Origin of the sequence: Roseomonas aerilata DSM 19363 (assembly GCF_000711725.1) — a bacterium.
In the GTDB taxonomy this organism is placed as follows: domain Bacteria; phylum Pseudomonadota; class Alphaproteobacteria; order Acetobacterales; family Acetobacteraceae; genus Roseomonas; species Roseomonas aerilata.
In genome coordinates this window covers 247,805-262,876 of the sequence record NZ_JONP01000002.1, presented here as the reverse complement: position 1 = coordinate 262,876, position 15,072 = coordinate 247,805, and the positions used below count along the sequence as shown (strand labels likewise).

Genomic DNA, 15,072 nt, shown 5'->3' with positions numbered 1-15,072 from the left:
GTGCCGCAGCCTTGGCTGGCGCCCTCCTCCGCCGGGGCTTCTTCGTTTCCGGCGGCCCTCTCCTCCCTGGGCCGGGAGAGCGGCGGCGTGCAGGAAGCTCTGTCCTTTACCGTCCGGACGGTATAGAAGCCGCGCCATGCCCCTCGATCCCGTCGCCCCGCCCGGCGCGCAGACCCGCGTCCTCGACGCCGCCGAGACCATCATCCGCGCGCGCGGCGTGCCGGCACTGACGCTGGAGGGCGCGGCGCGGGGAGCCGGCATCTCCAAGGGCGGGCTGCTCTACCATTTCGCCTCAAAGGAGGCGCTGCTGGTGGCCATGATGCAGCGCCTGGCGGACCGGATCACCGCGGATTACGAGACGGTGCTTGCCGCCCAGCCGGAGGGGCCGGGCCGGGCGCTGCGCGCCTGCCTCGCCTTCACCTTCGACGAGCCGGACATCCTGGAGGCGCATGCGCGAGCCGCGGCGGTGATGCTCGCTGCCTTCCACCACGACCCCGCCCTGCTGAACCCGATCCGCGCCTTCTTCGCCCGCGTCCGGGCGGCAGCGGTGGCCGACGGCACGCCGCCGGGCGTTGCCGCGGCCATCATGATGGCCGGCGACGGGCTGTTCATGGCCCGCCTCTTCGGCCTCTACGAAGCCGGGCCCGCCGAGCTCTCGGCGCTGCGGGACACCCTCAACGGCCTGCTGGAGCGCGGCGCATGAGGCGCCTCGCCCTCATCGCGATCCTGCTCCTTGCCGCGGGTGCCGCCGCCTGGATGGCGAAGATCGGCCCCTTCGCGCCGCCCCCGGTGGTCGCGCCCGCCGCGGCCGAGGGGCCGGCCGGCGTGGGCGCGCTCGGCCGGGTGGAGCCCGCGGGCCGCATCCGCCGCCTGGCGGCCCCCGCAACCGGCGCGCGGCTGGACCGGCTGATGGTGGCGGAGGGCGATACGGTGAAGGCCGGGCAGGTGCTGGCCGAATTCGCCGACGCCGCGCAACGCGACGCCTCGGTGGCCGAGGCGCTGGCCCGCGTCTCGCAGGTCGCCGCCACGCTCGACCGCACCCAGGCCGGCGGCAGCCCGAGCGAGATCGCGGCGGCCGAGGCCCGGGCCGAGGCGCTGCGCGCCGCCGAGGAGACGGCGCGGCGCGATGCCGGGCGGGCGCAGTCCCTCGTCGCCTCCGGTGCTGGTGCCGCGGCCAACGCCGAGCGCAACCGCTACCTCGCCGCCCAGCGCACCGCTGAGCGCGCGGCGGCGGAAGCGGAGCTGGAAACGCTCCGCCGCCCCCGCGCCGAGGATATCGCCCGCGCCGAGGCCGATCTCGCCGCCGCCCAGGGTGCGCTGGAGCGCGCGCGGGCGGATGCCGCCCTCGCCCGGCTGCGCGCGCCCTCCGACGGCACCGTGCTCCGCATCATCACCCGTGCCGGCGAGGCCGTGGGAAGCGAGGGCGTGCTGGAGATGGGCGATCTTTCGCATCTCGACGTCGTGGCCGATGTCTACGAGACCGACCTGCCGCGCCTCCGCCGCGGCGCCGAGGCCGAGGTGGTGGTGCCCGGCGAGCCCAGGCGCCTGAACGCCGTGCTGCGCGAGATCGGCTGGGTGGTGCGCCGCACGACCCAGGCCGGCACCGACCCCGTGGCCGCGGTGGACGCGCGCACGGTCGAGGTCCGCCTGACGCTGGACGAGGCAGCCCGCGCCGCGCTCTCGCGCCGCTCCGGCATGCAGGTGCAGGTGGCGATCCGCCCATGAACGCGCTCACCGAACTGCGGCCTGCTGTCACGCCGGCCACGCGCGCGGCGCCCAGCCCGCCGGGCCTCGCCGCCTCCACCCGCCTCGCGGTGCGCCTCGCCTGGCGCCAGCTCCGCTCCGAGAAGGCGCGGCTAGCCTCGGCCACGGCGGGGGTGATGTTCGCCTGCCTCCTCGTCTTCATGCAGCTCGGCTTCCGCGCCGCGCTGTTCGAGAGCGCGACGACCCTCATCGGCGCCATGAAGGCGGACCTGTTCCTGATGAGCCCGATGACGCTCGCCTCCTTCCGGCCGGAGCCGATCCCGCGCGCGCGGGTCTCCCAGGCGCTGGCGGTGGATGGCGTGGCGGCGGCGGCGCCCGTCTATCTCGCGCAGTCGAGCTTCCGGAACCCGGCGACGGGCACCCGCCGCACCATTCAGCTCATCGGCTTCGACGTGGAGGCGGGGGTGCTGGACCTGCCGGGCCTCGCCCCCGTGCGCGAGGCGCTGAAGCAGCCGGATACCTTCGCCTTCGATGCCCGCTCGCGCCCGGAGTTCGGCCCCGTCACCGCCATGCTGGCCGAGCGCGGGCCCTTCCCCGTGCAGATCGGCAACCGCGACCTGCGGGTGGTCGGCACGGTGGAACTCGGCTCCTCCTTCGGGGCGGACGGCAACGCGGTGCTGTCGGAGGTGAACTTCCGCCGCGTCGTCAGCGGGCGGCGGGCGGCGCTGGTGGATCTCGGCGCCATCCGTCTGGCGCCAGGCGCGGACCTGCTGACCACCCAGGCCGCGCTGCGCGCCATCATGCCCCCCGATGTCGGCGTGATGACGCAGGCGGAGCTGCGCGCGCATGAGCGCCGCTACTGGGAGGAAGCGACGCCCATCGGCTTCATCTTCTCCTTCGGCAGCCTCATGGGCCTCGTGGTCGGGATGGTGATCGTCTACCAGGTGCTGTTCAGCGACATCGCGAGCCACCTGAAGGAGTACGCGACCCTCAAGGCCATGGGCTACTCCAACGGCCATCTCTCGCGCGTCGTGCTGGGGGCGGCCGGCATCCTCGCGCTGCTCGGCTTCGTGCCGGGCACGATCGTCTCCTCCATCCTCTACGGCGTGGTGGCGGACGCGACCTTCCTGCCGCTGAATATGACGGCCGAGCGCGCGGCCTGGGTGCTGCTGCTGATCTTCGGCATGTGCGCCGCCGCCGGGCTGCTCGCCACCCGCAAGCTGCGCGACGCCAACCCCGCGGACATGTTCTGATGATCGGCGACCCCGTCGAGCTGGATGGCGTCACCTACGCCTACGGGGACGGAACCCTGCGGCGGGAGGTGCTGCGCGATGTCTCGCTCCGTGTGGCGCCCGGGGAGATCGTCATCCTCACCGGCCCTTCCGGCAGCGGTAAGACGACCCTGCTTACCCTCGTCGGCGCGCTGCGGGCGGCCCAGCAGGGATCGCTGCGCGTGCTCGGCCAGGAACTGGCGGGCGCGAAGGAGGCGGCACGGGTCGCGCTTCGCCGCCGCATCGGCTTCATCTTCCAGAGCCACAACCTTCTCGGCTTCCTCACGGCGCGGCAGAACGTCGCCATGGCGCTGGAGCTGGACGGCGACACCGCGGAGGCGGAGCGGCTGGAGCGCGCGGGGGAGATGCTGCGCGCCGTGGGCCTGGCGGATCAGACCGGGAAGATGCCGTCGCAGCTCTCGGGCGGGCAGCGGCAGCGGGTGGCGGTGGCGCGCGCTCTCGTCAACGCCCCCGGCCTCATCCTGGCGGACGAGCCGACGGCCGCGCTGGACAGGGCAAGTGGCGGCGAGGTCGTGCGGCTGCTGCGCGATCTCGCGCGGTCCCGCGGCACCGCAATCCTGCTGGTGACGCACGACCCGCGCATCCTCGACGTGGCGGACCGTATCGTGACGATGGAGGACGGCCGGGTGGTCGCCGGCAGCGCCGAGGGCGAGGCGCCCGCCCCGGCTAGGTGATCACGAGCCCGGCCCCGGCCGCGTAGAGGCGTTCCACCAGGCCCTGGGCCGGCCGCAGGAAGGCGACCCCCGGCGAAGGAAGCCGCAGGACCTCGGCCCCCGTCTCCGCGATGGCTGCGCGGGCCGCGGCCTCGCTGGAGAAGATGGCGACGATCGGAATGACGGGGAACGGCTTCTCCTGCATCGCCTGACCTTTATCGGTCGCCACTGAACGAAGCGTTCACGCCCGGCGATGAAACGCGGCCTGGCCCCCCCCGTTCAGACAACCCCTGGGTCAACCTCCCGCGGCCTGTCGCGCGGGCGATATGCGCTGGCTCGGCAACAATCAGCGCGGCGTGTCTTGCGCATCGGTAATCAATCGATACAACCCCCGGTGGGCACAGGCCGCCGTCGACTGCCTCGGAGACACCTTATGCGCGTGCCACTGCCCGGCCGGGACTACTTCCCGCCCCGCGTCCTCCTCTCCGGTACTCGGTCCGCGCTCGGCACCCTGCGCGGCCTGGAAACGGCCGGCGTCACGGTCGAGAGGCGGGGCGAAAACGCCCCGATGAACAGCCCGGCCCTGGTCGCCCCCGCCGTCGCACTTCCGGCGGGGATCCGCGCCGCCCTCTCCTGAGGCAGGTGGCGCCTTTCTGATCCCGTCGGACAGGAGAGGAATCCACCCTCTCCGGACATTCGAGGCAGTGCCTCGGATCGGCGAAGGCCGACGCCCTTGGATCGCCGTCTGGCTGTCGCGGATGCGGTGATTGGGCTGGTCCTGTTTCCTGGTGCCCTTCCCGCGCGTGCCATTGCCTCGGGTCCACGACCCCGAGGCGCGCCGGCCGCAGGGCTTATCAAGCAGATAGAAAAAGATGATGGTGAGGGGTCCGGGGAGAGGAAGGATTCCTTCTTCCTCTCCCCGGGGACACCAGCGCCGCCCCTACCCAGCCGGCATGATCCCCCGCCCGCCGAGCAGCCCCGAGGCGGTCCCCCCCGCAAAGCCCATGGCCCGCCGGGCGAAAAAGCCTTTCAGGGCGGGGATCCGGTCCACGGCCGCGATACCCAGGCGGCGGGCGATGCGCACGGGCGCGATGTCGTTGCCGAAGAGGCGTTCCAGCGCATGGGTGGCGCCGAGCATGAGGATGGCGTCCGGCCGGCGCTGCGCCTGGTAGGCGGAGAGCAGTGTGGGGGCGCCGACATCCTCGCCGGCGGTCTTGGCCTCGATAATCAGTTCGGCGAGGGCGGCCACGTCGCGCAGGCCGACATTCAAGCCCTGGCCGGCGATGGGGTGGATGCCGTGGGCAGCGTCCCCCACCAGGGCGAGGCGCGTGTCGGTGAAGCGCATCGCCTGCAGGGCCGAGAGAGGATAGGCCCACCGCCCGCCGACGAGGCGGACGCGGCCGAGGTGGTCGCCCATGCGCCGCATCACCTCGCGCTCGAAGGCCGGGGGCTCCATGGCCATGAAGTGGGGGGCGAGGCTGCCCCGCTCGGACCAGACGATGGCGGAGGCGTGGGGGAAGCCCTCCCGCGCGGCGAGGGCGCGCTCGCTGTCGCCCTCGGGGGAGGCGTCGGCCAGCGGGAGCTGGGCGAAGGGGCCATTCGGCAGGAAGGCCTCCAGCGCGGTGCCGCGGTGCGGCCGTTCATGGGCGATGGCGCAGACGATCCCGGCCGTCCGGTAGTCCAGCCGCGCGGCGCCGATGCCGGCGGCGGCCCGCAGCGCGCTCCGCCGCCCCTCGGCGGAGACGACCAGCCGTGCGCGGACCGTCCGGCCGTCGGAGAGGCGGGCCGCGGCTCCTTCGGCGCGCCGCTCCACCTCGGCGGTCATGGGCGCGGCCAGGTGCAGGCCGGGCAGGGCGGCCAGGCGGGCGTTGAGGGCGACGCGGAGGGAACGGGCCTCCACCATCCAGCCGAAGGCCTCCTCCCCCATGCTCGCCGCGTCGAAATGCAGGTGCAGGGGGGAGGCGCGCTCGCCCGGACGGCCGTCGCTCACCCGGATGCCGGTGATGGCGCAGGGCTCGCCCGGTAGCAGGTCCCAGAGGCCGGCGGCCGCCAGCAGGTTGCGGCTGCTCGCGGCCACGGCATAGGCCCGGCCGTCGAAGGCCGGCAGTTCCATCGGCGCCAGGGCCTGGGCATCCACCACCATGACGCTGACGCCGGCGGTGGCCAGCGCCGTGGCCAGGGTGCCGCCCACGGGGCCCGCGCCGATCACCAGCACATCGACGTTGAGGTCGGCGGGGGCCTCGGGTTCACGCATCGTCATCGGGTGTTCCTGCATCACGGGCCGGTGTTGTGCCTAGTATTTGGGCACGGGAAGCCCCGGCACCACCCCCGATTAACGTAACGGCGGTGGCACGCAACTCGCATCAAGGCCCCTGTTCTAGCGGAGGAAGGGGGCCGCACGACGATGAAGTTGGTGATGGCGATCATCAAGCCATTCAAGCTGGACGAGGTGCGCGAGGCGCTCACCCCGCTCGGCGTGCAGGGGCTGACCGTGACCGAAGTGAAGGGCTTCGGGCGCCAGAAGGGGCAGACCGAGATCTACCGCGGCGCGGAGTACCAGGTTTCCTTCCTTCCGAAGCTCAAGATCGAGGTGGCCGTGCCGGACGAGCTGGCCGATGCCGTGGTGGAGGCGATCGCCAACACCGCGCGCACCGGCAAGATCGGCGATGGCAAGGTCTTCGTGCTCGACCTCGAGCGCGCGCTGCGCATCCGCACCGGCGAGACCGATGTGGGGGCCCTGTGATCACGATGAATAGCAAGGATACGACGATGCGACCCCATTCGCGCGGCCGGACGATGGCTGCCGCGGCCCTTGGCATGACCGCGCTCCTGGCGGGAGGCGCCTTCGCGCAGGACACGCCGGCCGCGTCCGCCGCCGCCGAGGCGACGGTGAACAGCGGCGACACCGCCTGGATGCTCACCTCCACCGCCCTCGTGCTGATGATGACCATCCCGGGCCTCGCGCTCTTCTACGCGGGCATGGTCCGCAAGAAGACCGTGCTGGCGACGATGATGCAGTCCTTCGCCATCACCGCCATCGCGACGGTGGTCTGGATGGTGGCCGGCTACAGCCTCGCCTTCGGTGAGGGCGGCGCCTATGTCGGCGACCTCTCGAAGCTGCTGCTGCGGGGCGTCGCGGAGAACTGGGACAAGCCCTTCACGCTGGGCTCGGGCGACGCGGCGGTGGCCTTCACCATCCCCGAGACGGTCTTCCTGATGTTCCAGATGACCTTCGCCATCATCACCCCCGCTCTCATCACCGGCGCCTATGCGGACCGGATGAAGTTCTCGGCGATGGTGCTGTTCAACATCCTCTGGCTGCTGGTGATCTACTCGCCCGTCGCGCACTGGGTCTGGCATCCGAATGGCTGGATCTTCGCCCTCGGCGCGCTCGACTTCGCGGGCGGCACGGTCGTGCACATCAACGCGGGCGTGGCTGGCCTCGTCGCCGCCATCGTGCTCGGCAAGCGCGTCGGCTACGGCCACGACAACATGGCGCCCTTCAGCCTCGCGCTCGCCGTCATCGGCGCCTCGCTGCTCTGGGTGGGCTGGTTCGGCTTCAACGCGGGCTCGGCGGGTGCCGCCGGCGGCCGCGCGGGCATGGCCATGCTGGTGACGCAGCTTGCCGCCGCCATCGCGGCGCTGGCCTGGGTGTTCGCGGAGTGGGCAGTCAAGGGCAAGCCCTCCGTCCTCGGCGCGATCTCGGGCGCCGTCGCCGGCCTTGTCGCCATCACGCCGGCCGCGGGCTTCGTGCTGCCGATCCCCGCGCTGATCATCGGCGTGGTCGCGGGCCTCACGGGCTTCTGGGGCGCGACCGCCCTCAAGCACTGGTGCGGCTACGACGACAGCCTGGACGCCTTCGGCGTGCACGGCCTCTGCGGCATCGTCGGCGCGCTGCTGACGGGCGTCTTCGCCTACGGCCCGCTCTCGGCCACGACGGCCCTGCCGGAGGGAACCTCGGGCAGCATCGACCAGCTGATCATCCAGGCCTACGCGGTGGCGGCGGTGTTCATCTACACGGCCGTTGCCACCTGGATCCTGCTCAAGATCGTGGACGTCATCGTCGGCCTCCGCGTCACCGAGGAGGAGGAGCGCGAGGGCCTCGACGTCGCGCTACACGGCGAGCGCCTCGGCTGATCGGGGCGCGATCGGCGTAAGACCAGCCCCGGCGGAGCGATCCGCCGGGGCTTTTTTGTTCCCTTCCGTAGGCACGGCCCGTGCAAGGCTGTTGCGTCCCCGATGCAGGAACACCGACATGACGGCGCGCCGCCTTTCCCTTCTTCTCTCCGCCTTTCTAGGGCTGGCGGCGGCGCCGGCGGGTGCGCAGACGACGCTGCGCATCGCCCTCTCCCTGCCGGTCTCCACGCTGGATCCCGTGCAGTCCACCGCCGCCACGGTGCGCAACCACGGCTTCTTCATCTATGACCAGCTCTTCGCGCTCGACAGCAAGGGCGTGCCGCGGCCGCAGATGGTCGGCGCGCATACCGTCTCCGACGACCGCATGACCTGGCGCTTCACGCTGCGCGACGGCCTCGCCTTCCATGACGGCGCGCCGGTGCGCGCGGCGGATGCGGTGGCCTCCATCCGCCGTTGGGCGCAGCGAGACGTCGTCGGCCGGGCGCTGGCCGCCGCGACCGGCGCGATGGAGGTGGTGGACGAAAAGACCTTCGAGATCCGCCTCTCCAAGCCCTTCGGCCTCGTGCTGGAGGCGCTCGCCCGCCCCACCGGCAGCGCGCTGTTCGTGATGCCCGAGCGCGTGGCGAACACGCCCGCCGCCACCGCCATCACCGACACCACCGGCTCCGGCCCCTTCGTCTTCCGCGGCGCCGAGTGGCGGGCGGGCGACCGCGCCGTCTATGCTCGCAACCCCGCCTACCGCCCGCGCGACGAGGCGCCGGACGGGCTGGCCGGCGGCAAGGTGGTCGGCGTGGATCGCGTGGAATGGCTTGCCATGCCCGATCCCGCGGTGGCCGTGAACGCGCTGGCGAACGGCGAGATCGACTTCCTGGAGCAGCCGCCGCCTGACCTCATCCCCACGCTCGAGCGCAACCGCGCCGTGCGCGTGGCGCCGGTGAACCCCGTGGGCAGCATGGCCTGGCTGCGCCTCAACCACACCCAGCCCCCCTTCAACGACCCGCGCGCCCGCCAGGCGCTGCTCTATCTCGTGAACCAGAAGGACGTGCTGGAGGGCATGGGCATCCGCGCGGCGGAACAGGTGCCCTACTGCCCCTCCTATTTCATGTGCGGCACGCCGCTGGAGACCGCCGCCGGCGCGCGCGGGTTGCGCGAGCCCGACATCGACCGCGCCCGCGCGTTGCTGCGCGAGGCCGGCTATGACGGGCGCCCCGTCGTCTTCCTCAATGCCACCGACAACGGCCTCAACAACGCCTCCACCCTCGTCATGACCGAGACCTTCAGGCGCGCGGGCCTGAACATGGACGTGCAGGCGATGGACTGGGGCACGCTGACCGCCCGCCGCAACCGGCGCGAGCCGCCGGCGCAGGGTGGCTGGAACCTCTTCGTCACCATCGCCAACGTGCTGGACGCGGAGAACCCGCTCTCCAACCTCTATCTCGCCAGCAGCTGCGACGCGGCCCCCGCCGGCTGGCCCTGCGACGAGGAACTGGAGCGCCTGCGCCTCGCCTGGGCGCAGGAAGGCGACCCGGCGAAGCGCCGCACCCTGCTCGACGCCGTGCACGCCCGCGCCTACGAGGTGCTGCCCTACATCAATGCCGGGCAGTTCCGCGCAAACGCCGCGTGGCGGAGCAATCTCACGGGCATCCGGCCGACGACGGTGCCGGTGTTCTGGGGCGTGACGAAGGGTTAAGGCCGCGGTGCGGAGGTTCTGATCCGTCCTGTGCGGGAGCGGAGAGGGCGCTGCCCCCTCCGCGGCTCACCCGCCAAGGGCCTGAGGTCCTTGGATCCCCATCTGGCTGTCGCGGATACGATGATTGAGGGCCGGATCCTTCCAGGTGCCCTTCCTGCTCGTGCATTCGCCTCGGGTCATCGACTCGAGGCGCACCGGCCGCAGGGCATATCAAGCAGATAGAAAAAGATGATGGCGAGGGATCCGGGGAGAGGAAGAACTCCTTCTTCCTCTCCCCGGAGTCACCAGCGCCGGCCCCTCAGAACCGCACGATCGCGGAGGCTTGGACCCGATCCGAGCGCCCGCCGCGTACGCCGTTCACGTTGCGGTTCTCCAGCGTGCGTTCCGCGTGGACGTACTCGATGCCGAGGTCCACCGGCTTCACCGGGCTCCAGATGAGATTGATGGCGCCCGCCCAGATTTCCTGGTTCACCCCGTCGCAGACCGTGCCTGAGCCGGCGCCGAGGCAGCCCGCGAAGGCGCGGACGTAGTCGGGGAAGTTGAGCCGCACCCCGTGCAGCGAGAGGTTGCTGCGAAGGTTGGAGGTGAAGTGGTACTGCGCACCCACGACGCCCGCGACCACGCCCACAGTGTCGATCTCCCGCCCCCCGCCGGCCGCGGCGGGCAGGCCGAAGTTCGAGACCGCACCGACGCCGGCCGAGCTGGAATCGAGGTAGCGCCCCAGCCCTTCGCCGTACTGGACGCTGCCGGCCAGGATGAGGCGCTTCTCAAGCAGGTTCACCGCCGCCGTCGCGCCGATTCCGAAGCCGAGGGCGGAATCGGTGTAGCGGGAGGCCGGGCTCGCGGCGCCGCGGTTGTCGATCCGCACCTGGCGCAGCATGCCGCGCAGGGCGGCGAAGCCCCAGTCGCCTTCCACAATCGCCTGCGCGGTCAGGTCCGGCACCTGGTTCACGCCGAAGCCTGCCCCGCCATTCGCGTCCGGATAGCTCGTGCCGGCGGTGGAGGTGATGTCGCTGTAGCTGTTCTCCAGCGCCGCCTTGATCGTCACGCCGCCCTCGAGGCGTCGGGAGTAGCGGACCTGCGCCTGGCGGACGTTGCTGGCGCCGGGCGCGGTCCAGTCGTTCAGCCATTGCAGCGGCAGGAGCGGCTGGTCGGCGAAGAGCGAGTTCGTCTGGCCGACGAGCAGGGTGCCCCAGCCGCCTGCCTGGAACTGTCCGATCTCGGCGAAGGCCTGGCGCAGGCGGGGGGTGTAGGAGTTGTTGGTAGATTGGGTCGTGAGGTCCGTGTTCTGGCCCGCGAAGTCGAACTCCACCTGCGTGCGCACCTCGCCGAAGCCGTCGAAGGGCGTGCGCGTCTCGATGCCGAGGCGGGAGCGCCGGGCGCTGGCCTGGAAGTCGCCGCCCGTGCGCGCCCCGGCCACGCCGCGCTCCAGCGGGATGGATTGGCCGGTGACGACGTCCGAGCGGTTCCGCGGCCCGAGGTCGCCGGACATGTTCAGCTTGGCGAAGCCGTAGAGGCGGACGGAGGTGTCCGTTCCCGGCACGCGGAAGGAGCCGGGGAAGGAACCGCGCAGCCCGTTCAGCGGGTCCTCGCGCTGCGCCTGCACGGGAATGGCCGAGGTGACCTGCGGCGGCCCGCCCGTCTGCGTCTCGCGCGAGAGGCTGTTGTTGGGCGAGGTGTCGATCCCCGCCGCCTGCGCAGGGCCGGGGCCGCTGCGGCCGGGCTGCGCGGCGGCGATGCCGCGGCCGGACGGGGCGGGGCTGGGGCGCGGCGCCTCCACCGTGCGCTGCTCGGACCGGCGCTGCGCCGCCTCGAGCTGGTCGATCCGCCGCTGCAGCGCGTTCAGCTGGGCCCGCAGGTCCTGCACGGACTGCGCCGCGGCGGGCAGGGCCGGCAGCATGAGCGCCGAGACGGCGCAGGCCGCCAGCAACCACCCCCTCCCGGCGGCGCGGGGTGCCATGGCGAGCCCCTCCTTCGATGCGGGTGAGACTGACGCCATCGATCGTGGGCTCACGCTTCCATCCCATCGTGAGGGTGGTTTCCGCCGCCGGCGGCGCCGGGGCGTGCGCGGGGTGTATGCGCCGGCCGGGGCCGAGGGGCACATAACAAGGTTATGACCCGCGGCCCGCGGGCGGTTAACTCTCGGTCACACCTCCGGGTGGGCGTAGTCCCAGAGCGTGTCGAGCAGCGCCTGCAGCCGCTCCTCGCCGAGCCGTTCCCCCATCTCCTGCTGGGCAGTCGCGACGGCCCCGCGGAACTCATCGAGGAAGCGCAGGCCGCGCTGGGTAAAGCGCACGATCTTGGCGCGGCGGTCCGCCGGATCCGGCTCCCGCTGCACGAGGCCGAGGGCGACGCACTGCTCGATCAGCTCGCCCATCGCCTGCTTCGTCATGCTCGCGCGGTGGGCAAGCTCGGTCGCGCGCGTGCCGCCGATGTCGAGGTTCCGCGTCACGCCGATATGGGCGAGCCGGACCTCGTGGAAGCCCGTTTCCGCCAGCAGGGCCAGCACGCGGCTCTCGAAGCGGTGCACCGCCTCGTTCAGCAGGCGGCCGACATTGTGCCGGCGCCAGTTGCCCGGCCCGCCGCGGGCCGGCAGGGCGAGAGGGGCGCCGCCGATGGCGGGGTCGCCCATCCTGCCTAATCCGCCGAGATGCCGCCGCGCCTGATCACGTCTGCCCAGCGCGCGAGGTCGCGCTTCGCCAGTTCCCCCAGGGCTTCGGGCGTGCCGCCGGCGGGCTTCATGCCCTGGGCCAGCAGCGCCTCCCGCGTGCGGGGCTCGGTCAGCCAGGCGTTGAGGTCGGCGTTCACCCGGCGCACGAAATCCGCGGGCAGACCGGCCGGACCAAAGAGGCCGTACCAGAGATCGGCCTGGGATCCCGGGACGCCGCTCTCGGCGAGGGTTGGCACGTCGGGTGCCACGTCGCTCCGCTGGTCGCCGCAGATCGCCAGCAGTCGAATCTGCCCGGACTGGGCGAGCGGCAGCGCCGTGTGCACCGGCAGCACCATGGCCGCCAGCCGCTTGCCGATGAGGTCTTGGAGCGAGGGGGCAGCGCCGCGATAGGGCACGTGGTTCATCGTCACCCCCGCCGTGAGCCCGAACAGCGCCATGGCCAGGTGCTGCGGCGTGCCCACGCCCGGGGAACCGTAGTCGATCTCCCCCGGCTTCGCGCGCGCCAGTTCCGCCAGTTCCTTCGCGTTCCGCGCCGGCACGTCCGGGTTCACCACCACCACGAGGTCGCCGGTGCTGAGCTGGATGATCGGCACGAAGCTGTTGATGGGATCGTAGGGCACCTGCCGGAACAGGCTCGGGTTCATGATGAAGGTGTTCGGCTGCATCATCAGCGTGCGCCCGTCCGGCGCGGCGCGGGCGACGAACTGGGTGCCGATATTGCCGCTGGCGCCCGCCCGGTTGTCCACCACCACCGGCTGCCCGAAGGCCTGCTGCAGCGGCGCCGAGACGAGCCGCCCCAGGATGTCCGGTCCGGTGCCCGGGGTATAGGGAACGACGACCGTCACGGGCCCGTCCGGGATGCGCGAGCCGGACCCCTGGGCCGCCGCCCCGCGGGGCGCGAGCGCCGCGAGCGGCAGCAAGCCTGCCGCCCTGCCAAACTGCCTTCGCCCGAAGCCCTTGCGATGCGTCATCCTGGTCCCTCCCTGTTAGCCGGTCTGGAGCAACCGGCCGGGTTTCTTTCTTCGATCGACGATGGCGTGGCTCAGGCTAGCCCGGGGCCGCCGCCCGCGGCCACGCCTTAGGCGGCAAGTCCCGCGGCCTGGGCCAGCACGGCCGGCGCCTGCCCCGCATCGTTCCCGCGCCAGGCCACGATATGGTCCGGGCGGATAAGGACGAGGTCGCGGCCGTAGAGGTCGCGCAGCGCCTCCCCGCCACCGGGTTCCACCACCCGCAGGTCCAGGCCCGCCACGGCCGCCGCGCGGGAGAAGCCCTTCGCTGGAGCAGGGCCGAGGCGCAGCAGCGTCCATTCCGGTCCGAAGAGGTCGTAGAGCGATCGTCCCTCGCCGAGCCAGGCATGCGGCGGGCGCCCGCCGGGGCAGGCCGTGGGCTCGTAGCGGTTCATGGCGTCGGGCGGCGGTGCGGTGCCGTCCGGGACGATAATGGGGGAGCCGTCGTAGCGCCCGCCGAAGGTGATGCCGGGAATGTTGAACTCGCGCCGCGCATGGGCGCCGAGATGCTCCCCGGCCTCCCGACGCGCGGCCTCGCCCTTGGGCGTGTCGCTCTCAAGCGCCGGATCCGCCGGGCGGTAGGCGAGGGAATCCGCGAGCTCCCGCGCGTAGGCCGTGTTCCGCCGGGCGAGCGCCCCGCGCTCCAGCCCGTAGCTGTCGAGCAGCGCGGGGGCCGCGATACCCTTCACAACGGATGCGAGCTTCCAGCCGAGGTTCACCGCGTCCTCGACCGCGGTGTTGTAGCCGAGGCCGCCCGCCGGCGTGAAAAGATGCGCGGCATCGCCGGCGATCAGCACGCGCCCGCGCCCGAAGCTTTCCGCCACCAGCGCATGCCCCGCGGTCCAGGCGGTGCGGGAGAGGATCTCGGCCGGGACGGAGCGGCCCACCGCGCGCTCGAACATCGCGCGCGCCTGGGCCTCGGTGATCGCCTCCTCGTCCTCGCCGTCGCGCAGCTGGGTGTGGAAGGCGAACTCCGCGGCCCCGTCCACCGCCGCCATGAAGGCCCGGCGGTCGCGGTTATAGGTGACGTTCATCCAGGCTTTCGCGTGGGGCACCACGTCGTAGAAGGCGGGGCAGCGAAGATAGAGGGCGTACATCCGCCCGCCCATGAAGTCCCGCGCAACGCCCGAGGAGCCGGCGTAGCGAATGCCGAGGCGGGAGCGGACGGGGCTGCGCGGCCCGTCCGCGCCGACGAGGTAGTCCGCGTGCAGCTCCCGCCGCGCCGAGCCGTCCACCGCCTCGATGGCGGCCGCGACACCCCCGGCTCCTTCCTCGAACCCGTCGAGGCGCCAGCCGTAGAGTAGAGTGGCCCCCGCCGCCTGCGCCTTCTCGCGCAGGACGCGCTCGACGAACTTCTGCGAGACGCGGTGCGGCAGCTCCGCCGCGCTCCAGGAGCCGGAGAGACCCGAAACCCGCGCGCGCGCCTCCTTCGCCGAGGGCAGCTTGAAGCGCGCCAGCTCATAGCCGGCGAAGCGGGTGAAATAGGCGATGTCCGTGGGGTAGTCGTCGGGCATTCCCAGCGCGCGGATCTCGTCCGCGAAGCCCAGGCGCCGGTAGTGCTCCATCGTGCGCGCCTGGGTGGCGTTGGCCTGGGGGTTGAAGGCGGTGCCGGGCTTGTCGTCCACCAGCACCACGCCCACCCTACGACGGGCGAGCTCGATGGCCAGCATCAACCCGCAGGGGCCGCCGCCCGCGATCAGGACAGGGATGCGCTCCGGCTCCTGCACGCCTTTCCTCCCCTATTTGCAGGAACGGTAAGGCAGCCTTACCAACCTGGTCAACCCGTGAGGGCGTGGTCAAGGCGGGTGGGGGAGAGAAGCACCAGCGCCGCGAAGGTCAGGACCATGCCGGCTGTCCGGAGGCAGAAATCCGCCGCCTGCTGTCGCGAGGCGAGCGCTCGGATGAACGGGCTTCGAAG

The 15,072-nt window shown here is 72.3% G+C and carries 14 protein-coding genes; 8 read left to right on the top strand and 6 right to left on the bottom strand.

Annotated elements, in window-relative coordinates:
* Positions 1-136: 136 nt before the first annotated feature.
* The 4 genes from BO39_RS04025 to BO39_RS04010 are packed head-to-tail and all read left to right on the top strand — an operon-like array spanning position 137 to position 3,670.
* Positions 137-703 (top strand): TetR/AcrR family transcriptional regulator, encoded by a 567-nt coding sequence (locus BO39_RS04025; RefSeq protein ID WP_052401433.1) that lies wholly within the window; start codon positions 137-139, stop codon positions 701-703.
* A complete protein-coding gene (locus tag BO39_RS04020; protein ID WP_043830224.1) occupies positions 700-1,725 on the top strand; it encodes an efflux RND transporter periplasmic adaptor subunit in 1,026 nt (341 codons plus the stop codon). The genes BO39_RS04025 and BO39_RS04020 overlap by 4 nt, the downstream gene beginning before the upstream one ends.
* Complete coding sequence (gene devC / locus BO39_RS04015; protein WP_084697827.1) at positions 1,722-2,957, top strand: ABC transporter permease DevC; 1,236 nt, start codon at positions 1,722-1,724, stop codon at positions 2,955-2,957. Before BO39_RS04020 ends, devC begins: the two co-directional genes overlap by 4 nt.
* A complete protein-coding gene (locus BO39_RS04010; RefSeq protein ID WP_052401432.1) occupies positions 2,957-3,670 on the top strand; it encodes an ATP-binding cassette domain-containing protein in 714 nt (237 codons plus the stop codon). The genes devC and BO39_RS04010 overlap by 1 nt, the downstream gene beginning before the upstream one ends.
* Here BO39_RS04010 and BO39_RS04005 read toward each other — a convergent pair.
* The gene (locus tag BO39_RS04005; protein ID WP_043830222.1) at positions 3,663-3,854 is read right to left on the bottom strand and encodes a hypothetical protein; all 192 of its coding nucleotides are present in this window, start codon (positions 3,852-3,854) and stop codon (positions 3,663-3,665) included. The two genes, BO39_RS04010 and BO39_RS04005, sit on opposite strands and share 8 nt — an antisense overlap.
* A 228-nt stretch (positions 3,855-4,082) precedes the next feature.
* Here BO39_RS04005 and BO39_RS04000 point away from each other — a divergent pair, with 228 nt between their 5' ends.
* Positions 4,083-4,286 (top strand): hypothetical protein, encoded by a 204-nt coding sequence (locus BO39_RS04000; RefSeq protein ID WP_043830220.1) that lies wholly within the window; start codon positions 4,083-4,085, stop codon positions 4,284-4,286.
* 303 nt (positions 4,287-4,589) lie between these two features.
* On the opposite strand, the gene BO39_RS03995 is transcribed toward BO39_RS04000, so the two are convergent.
* Positions 4,590-5,909 (bottom strand): FAD-dependent monooxygenase, encoded by a 1,320-nt coding sequence (locus tag BO39_RS03995; RefSeq protein WP_043830218.1) that lies wholly within the window; start codon positions 5,907-5,909, stop codon positions 4,590-4,592.
* Positions 5,910-6,053: 144 nt separating this feature from the next.
* Between BO39_RS03995 and BO39_RS03990 the strand changes: the two genes are divergently transcribed.
* From BO39_RS03990 to BO39_RS03980, 3 genes are all read left to right on the top strand, one after another.
* Positions 6,054-6,392, top strand: a complete 339-nt coding sequence (locus BO39_RS03990) for a P-II family nitrogen regulator (protein ID WP_043830216.1) — start codon at positions 6,054-6,056, stop codon at positions 6,390-6,392.
* A gap of 26 nt (positions 6,393-6,418) precedes the next feature.
* Complete coding sequence (locus tag BO39_RS03985; RefSeq protein WP_156963460.1) at positions 6,419-7,786, top strand: ammonium transporter; 1,368 nt, start codon at positions 6,419-6,421, stop codon at positions 7,784-7,786.
* Between the two features lie 118 nt (positions 7,787-7,904).
* Positions 7,905-9,476 carry an ABC transporter substrate-binding protein gene (locus BO39_RS03980; RefSeq protein ID WP_043830212.1) on the top strand — a complete coding sequence of 524 codons (1,572 nt, stop codon included), beginning with the start codon at positions 7,905-7,907 and terminating at the stop codon, positions 9,474-9,476.
* A gap of 298 nt (positions 9,477-9,774) precedes the next feature.
* Here the strand turns inward: BO39_RS03980 and BO39_RS03975 are convergent, their stop codons facing one another.
* The 4 genes from BO39_RS03975 to BO39_RS03960 form a co-directional block, all read right to left on the bottom strand.
* A complete protein-coding gene (locus BO39_RS03975; RefSeq protein ID WP_156963458.1) occupies positions 9,775-11,436 on the bottom strand; it encodes a porin in 1,662 nt (553 codons plus the stop codon).
* 186 nt (positions 11,437-11,622) lie between these two features.
* Positions 11,623-12,108: a MarR family winged helix-turn-helix transcriptional regulator gene (locus BO39_RS03970; RefSeq protein ID WP_084697826.1), complete on the bottom strand. Its 486-nt coding sequence runs from the start codon at positions 12,106-12,108 to the stop codon at positions 11,623-11,625.
* Positions 12,109-12,113: 5 nt separating this feature from the next.
* The gene (locus BO39_RS03965; protein WP_052401431.1) at positions 12,114-13,118 is read right to left on the bottom strand and encodes a tripartite tricarboxylate transporter substrate binding protein; all 1,005 of its coding nucleotides are present in this window, start codon (positions 13,116-13,118) and stop codon (positions 12,114-12,116) included.
* A gap of 107 nt (positions 13,119-13,225) precedes the next feature.
* Positions 13,226-14,881, bottom strand: a complete 1,656-nt coding sequence (locus BO39_RS03960) for an FAD-dependent oxidoreductase (protein WP_043830208.1) — start codon at positions 14,879-14,881, stop codon at positions 13,226-13,228.
* Positions 14,882-15,072 lie beyond the last annotated feature (191 nt).

What these genes read in the sequence shown, in the direction of transcription:
- BO39_RS04025 (WP_052401433.1), top strand. Translation starts at nt 137, where the DNA reads ATGCCCCTCGATCCCGTCGCCCCGCCCGGCGCGCAGACCCGCGTCCTC.
- BO39_RS03965 (WP_052401431.1), bottom strand. Translation starts at nt 13,118, where the DNA reads ATGACGCATCGCAAGGGCTTCGGGCGAAGGCAGTTTGGCAGGGCGGCA.
- BO39_RS03975 (WP_156963458.1), bottom strand. Translation starts at nt 11,436, where the DNA reads ATGGCACCCCGCGCCGCCGGGAGGGGGTGGTTGCTGGCGGCCTGCGCC.
- BO39_RS03985 (WP_156963460.1), top strand. Translation starts at nt 6,419, where the DNA reads ATGCGACCCCATTCGCGCGGCCGGACGATGGCTGCCGCGGCCCTTGGC.
- BO39_RS03980 (WP_043830212.1), top strand. Translation starts at nt 7,905, where the DNA reads ATGACGGCGCGCCGCCTTTCCCTTCTTCTCTCCGCCTTTCTAGGGCTG.
- BO39_RS04005 (WP_043830222.1), bottom strand. Translation starts at nt 3,854, where the DNA reads ATGCAGGAGAAGCCGTTCCCCGTCATTCCGATCGTCGCCATCTTCTCC.
- BO39_RS03990 (WP_043830216.1), top strand. Translation starts at nt 6,054, where the DNA reads ATGAAGTTGGTGATGGCGATCATCAAGCCATTCAAGCTGGACGAGGTG.
- devC (WP_084697827.1), top strand. Translation starts at nt 1,722, where the DNA reads ATGAACGCGCTCACCGAACTGCGGCCTGCTGTCACGCCGGCCACGCGC.
- BO39_RS03970 (WP_084697826.1), bottom strand. Translation starts at nt 12,108, where the DNA reads ATGGGCGACCCCGCCATCGGCGGCGCCCCTCTCGCCCTGCCGGCCCGC.
- BO39_RS04010 (WP_052401432.1), top strand. Translation starts at nt 2,957, where the DNA reads ATGATCGGCGACCCCGTCGAGCTGGATGGCGTCACCTACGCCTACGGG.
- BO39_RS04000 (WP_043830220.1), top strand. Translation starts at nt 4,083, where the DNA reads ATGCGCGTGCCACTGCCCGGCCGGGACTACTTCCCGCCCCGCGTCCTC.
- BO39_RS04020 (WP_043830224.1), top strand. Translation starts at nt 700, where the DNA reads ATGAGGCGCCTCGCCCTCATCGCGATCCTGCTCCTTGCCGCGGGTGCC.
- BO39_RS03995 (WP_043830218.1), bottom strand. Translation starts at nt 5,909, where the DNA reads ATGACGATGCGTGAACCCGAGGCCCCCGCCGACCTCAACGTCGATGTG.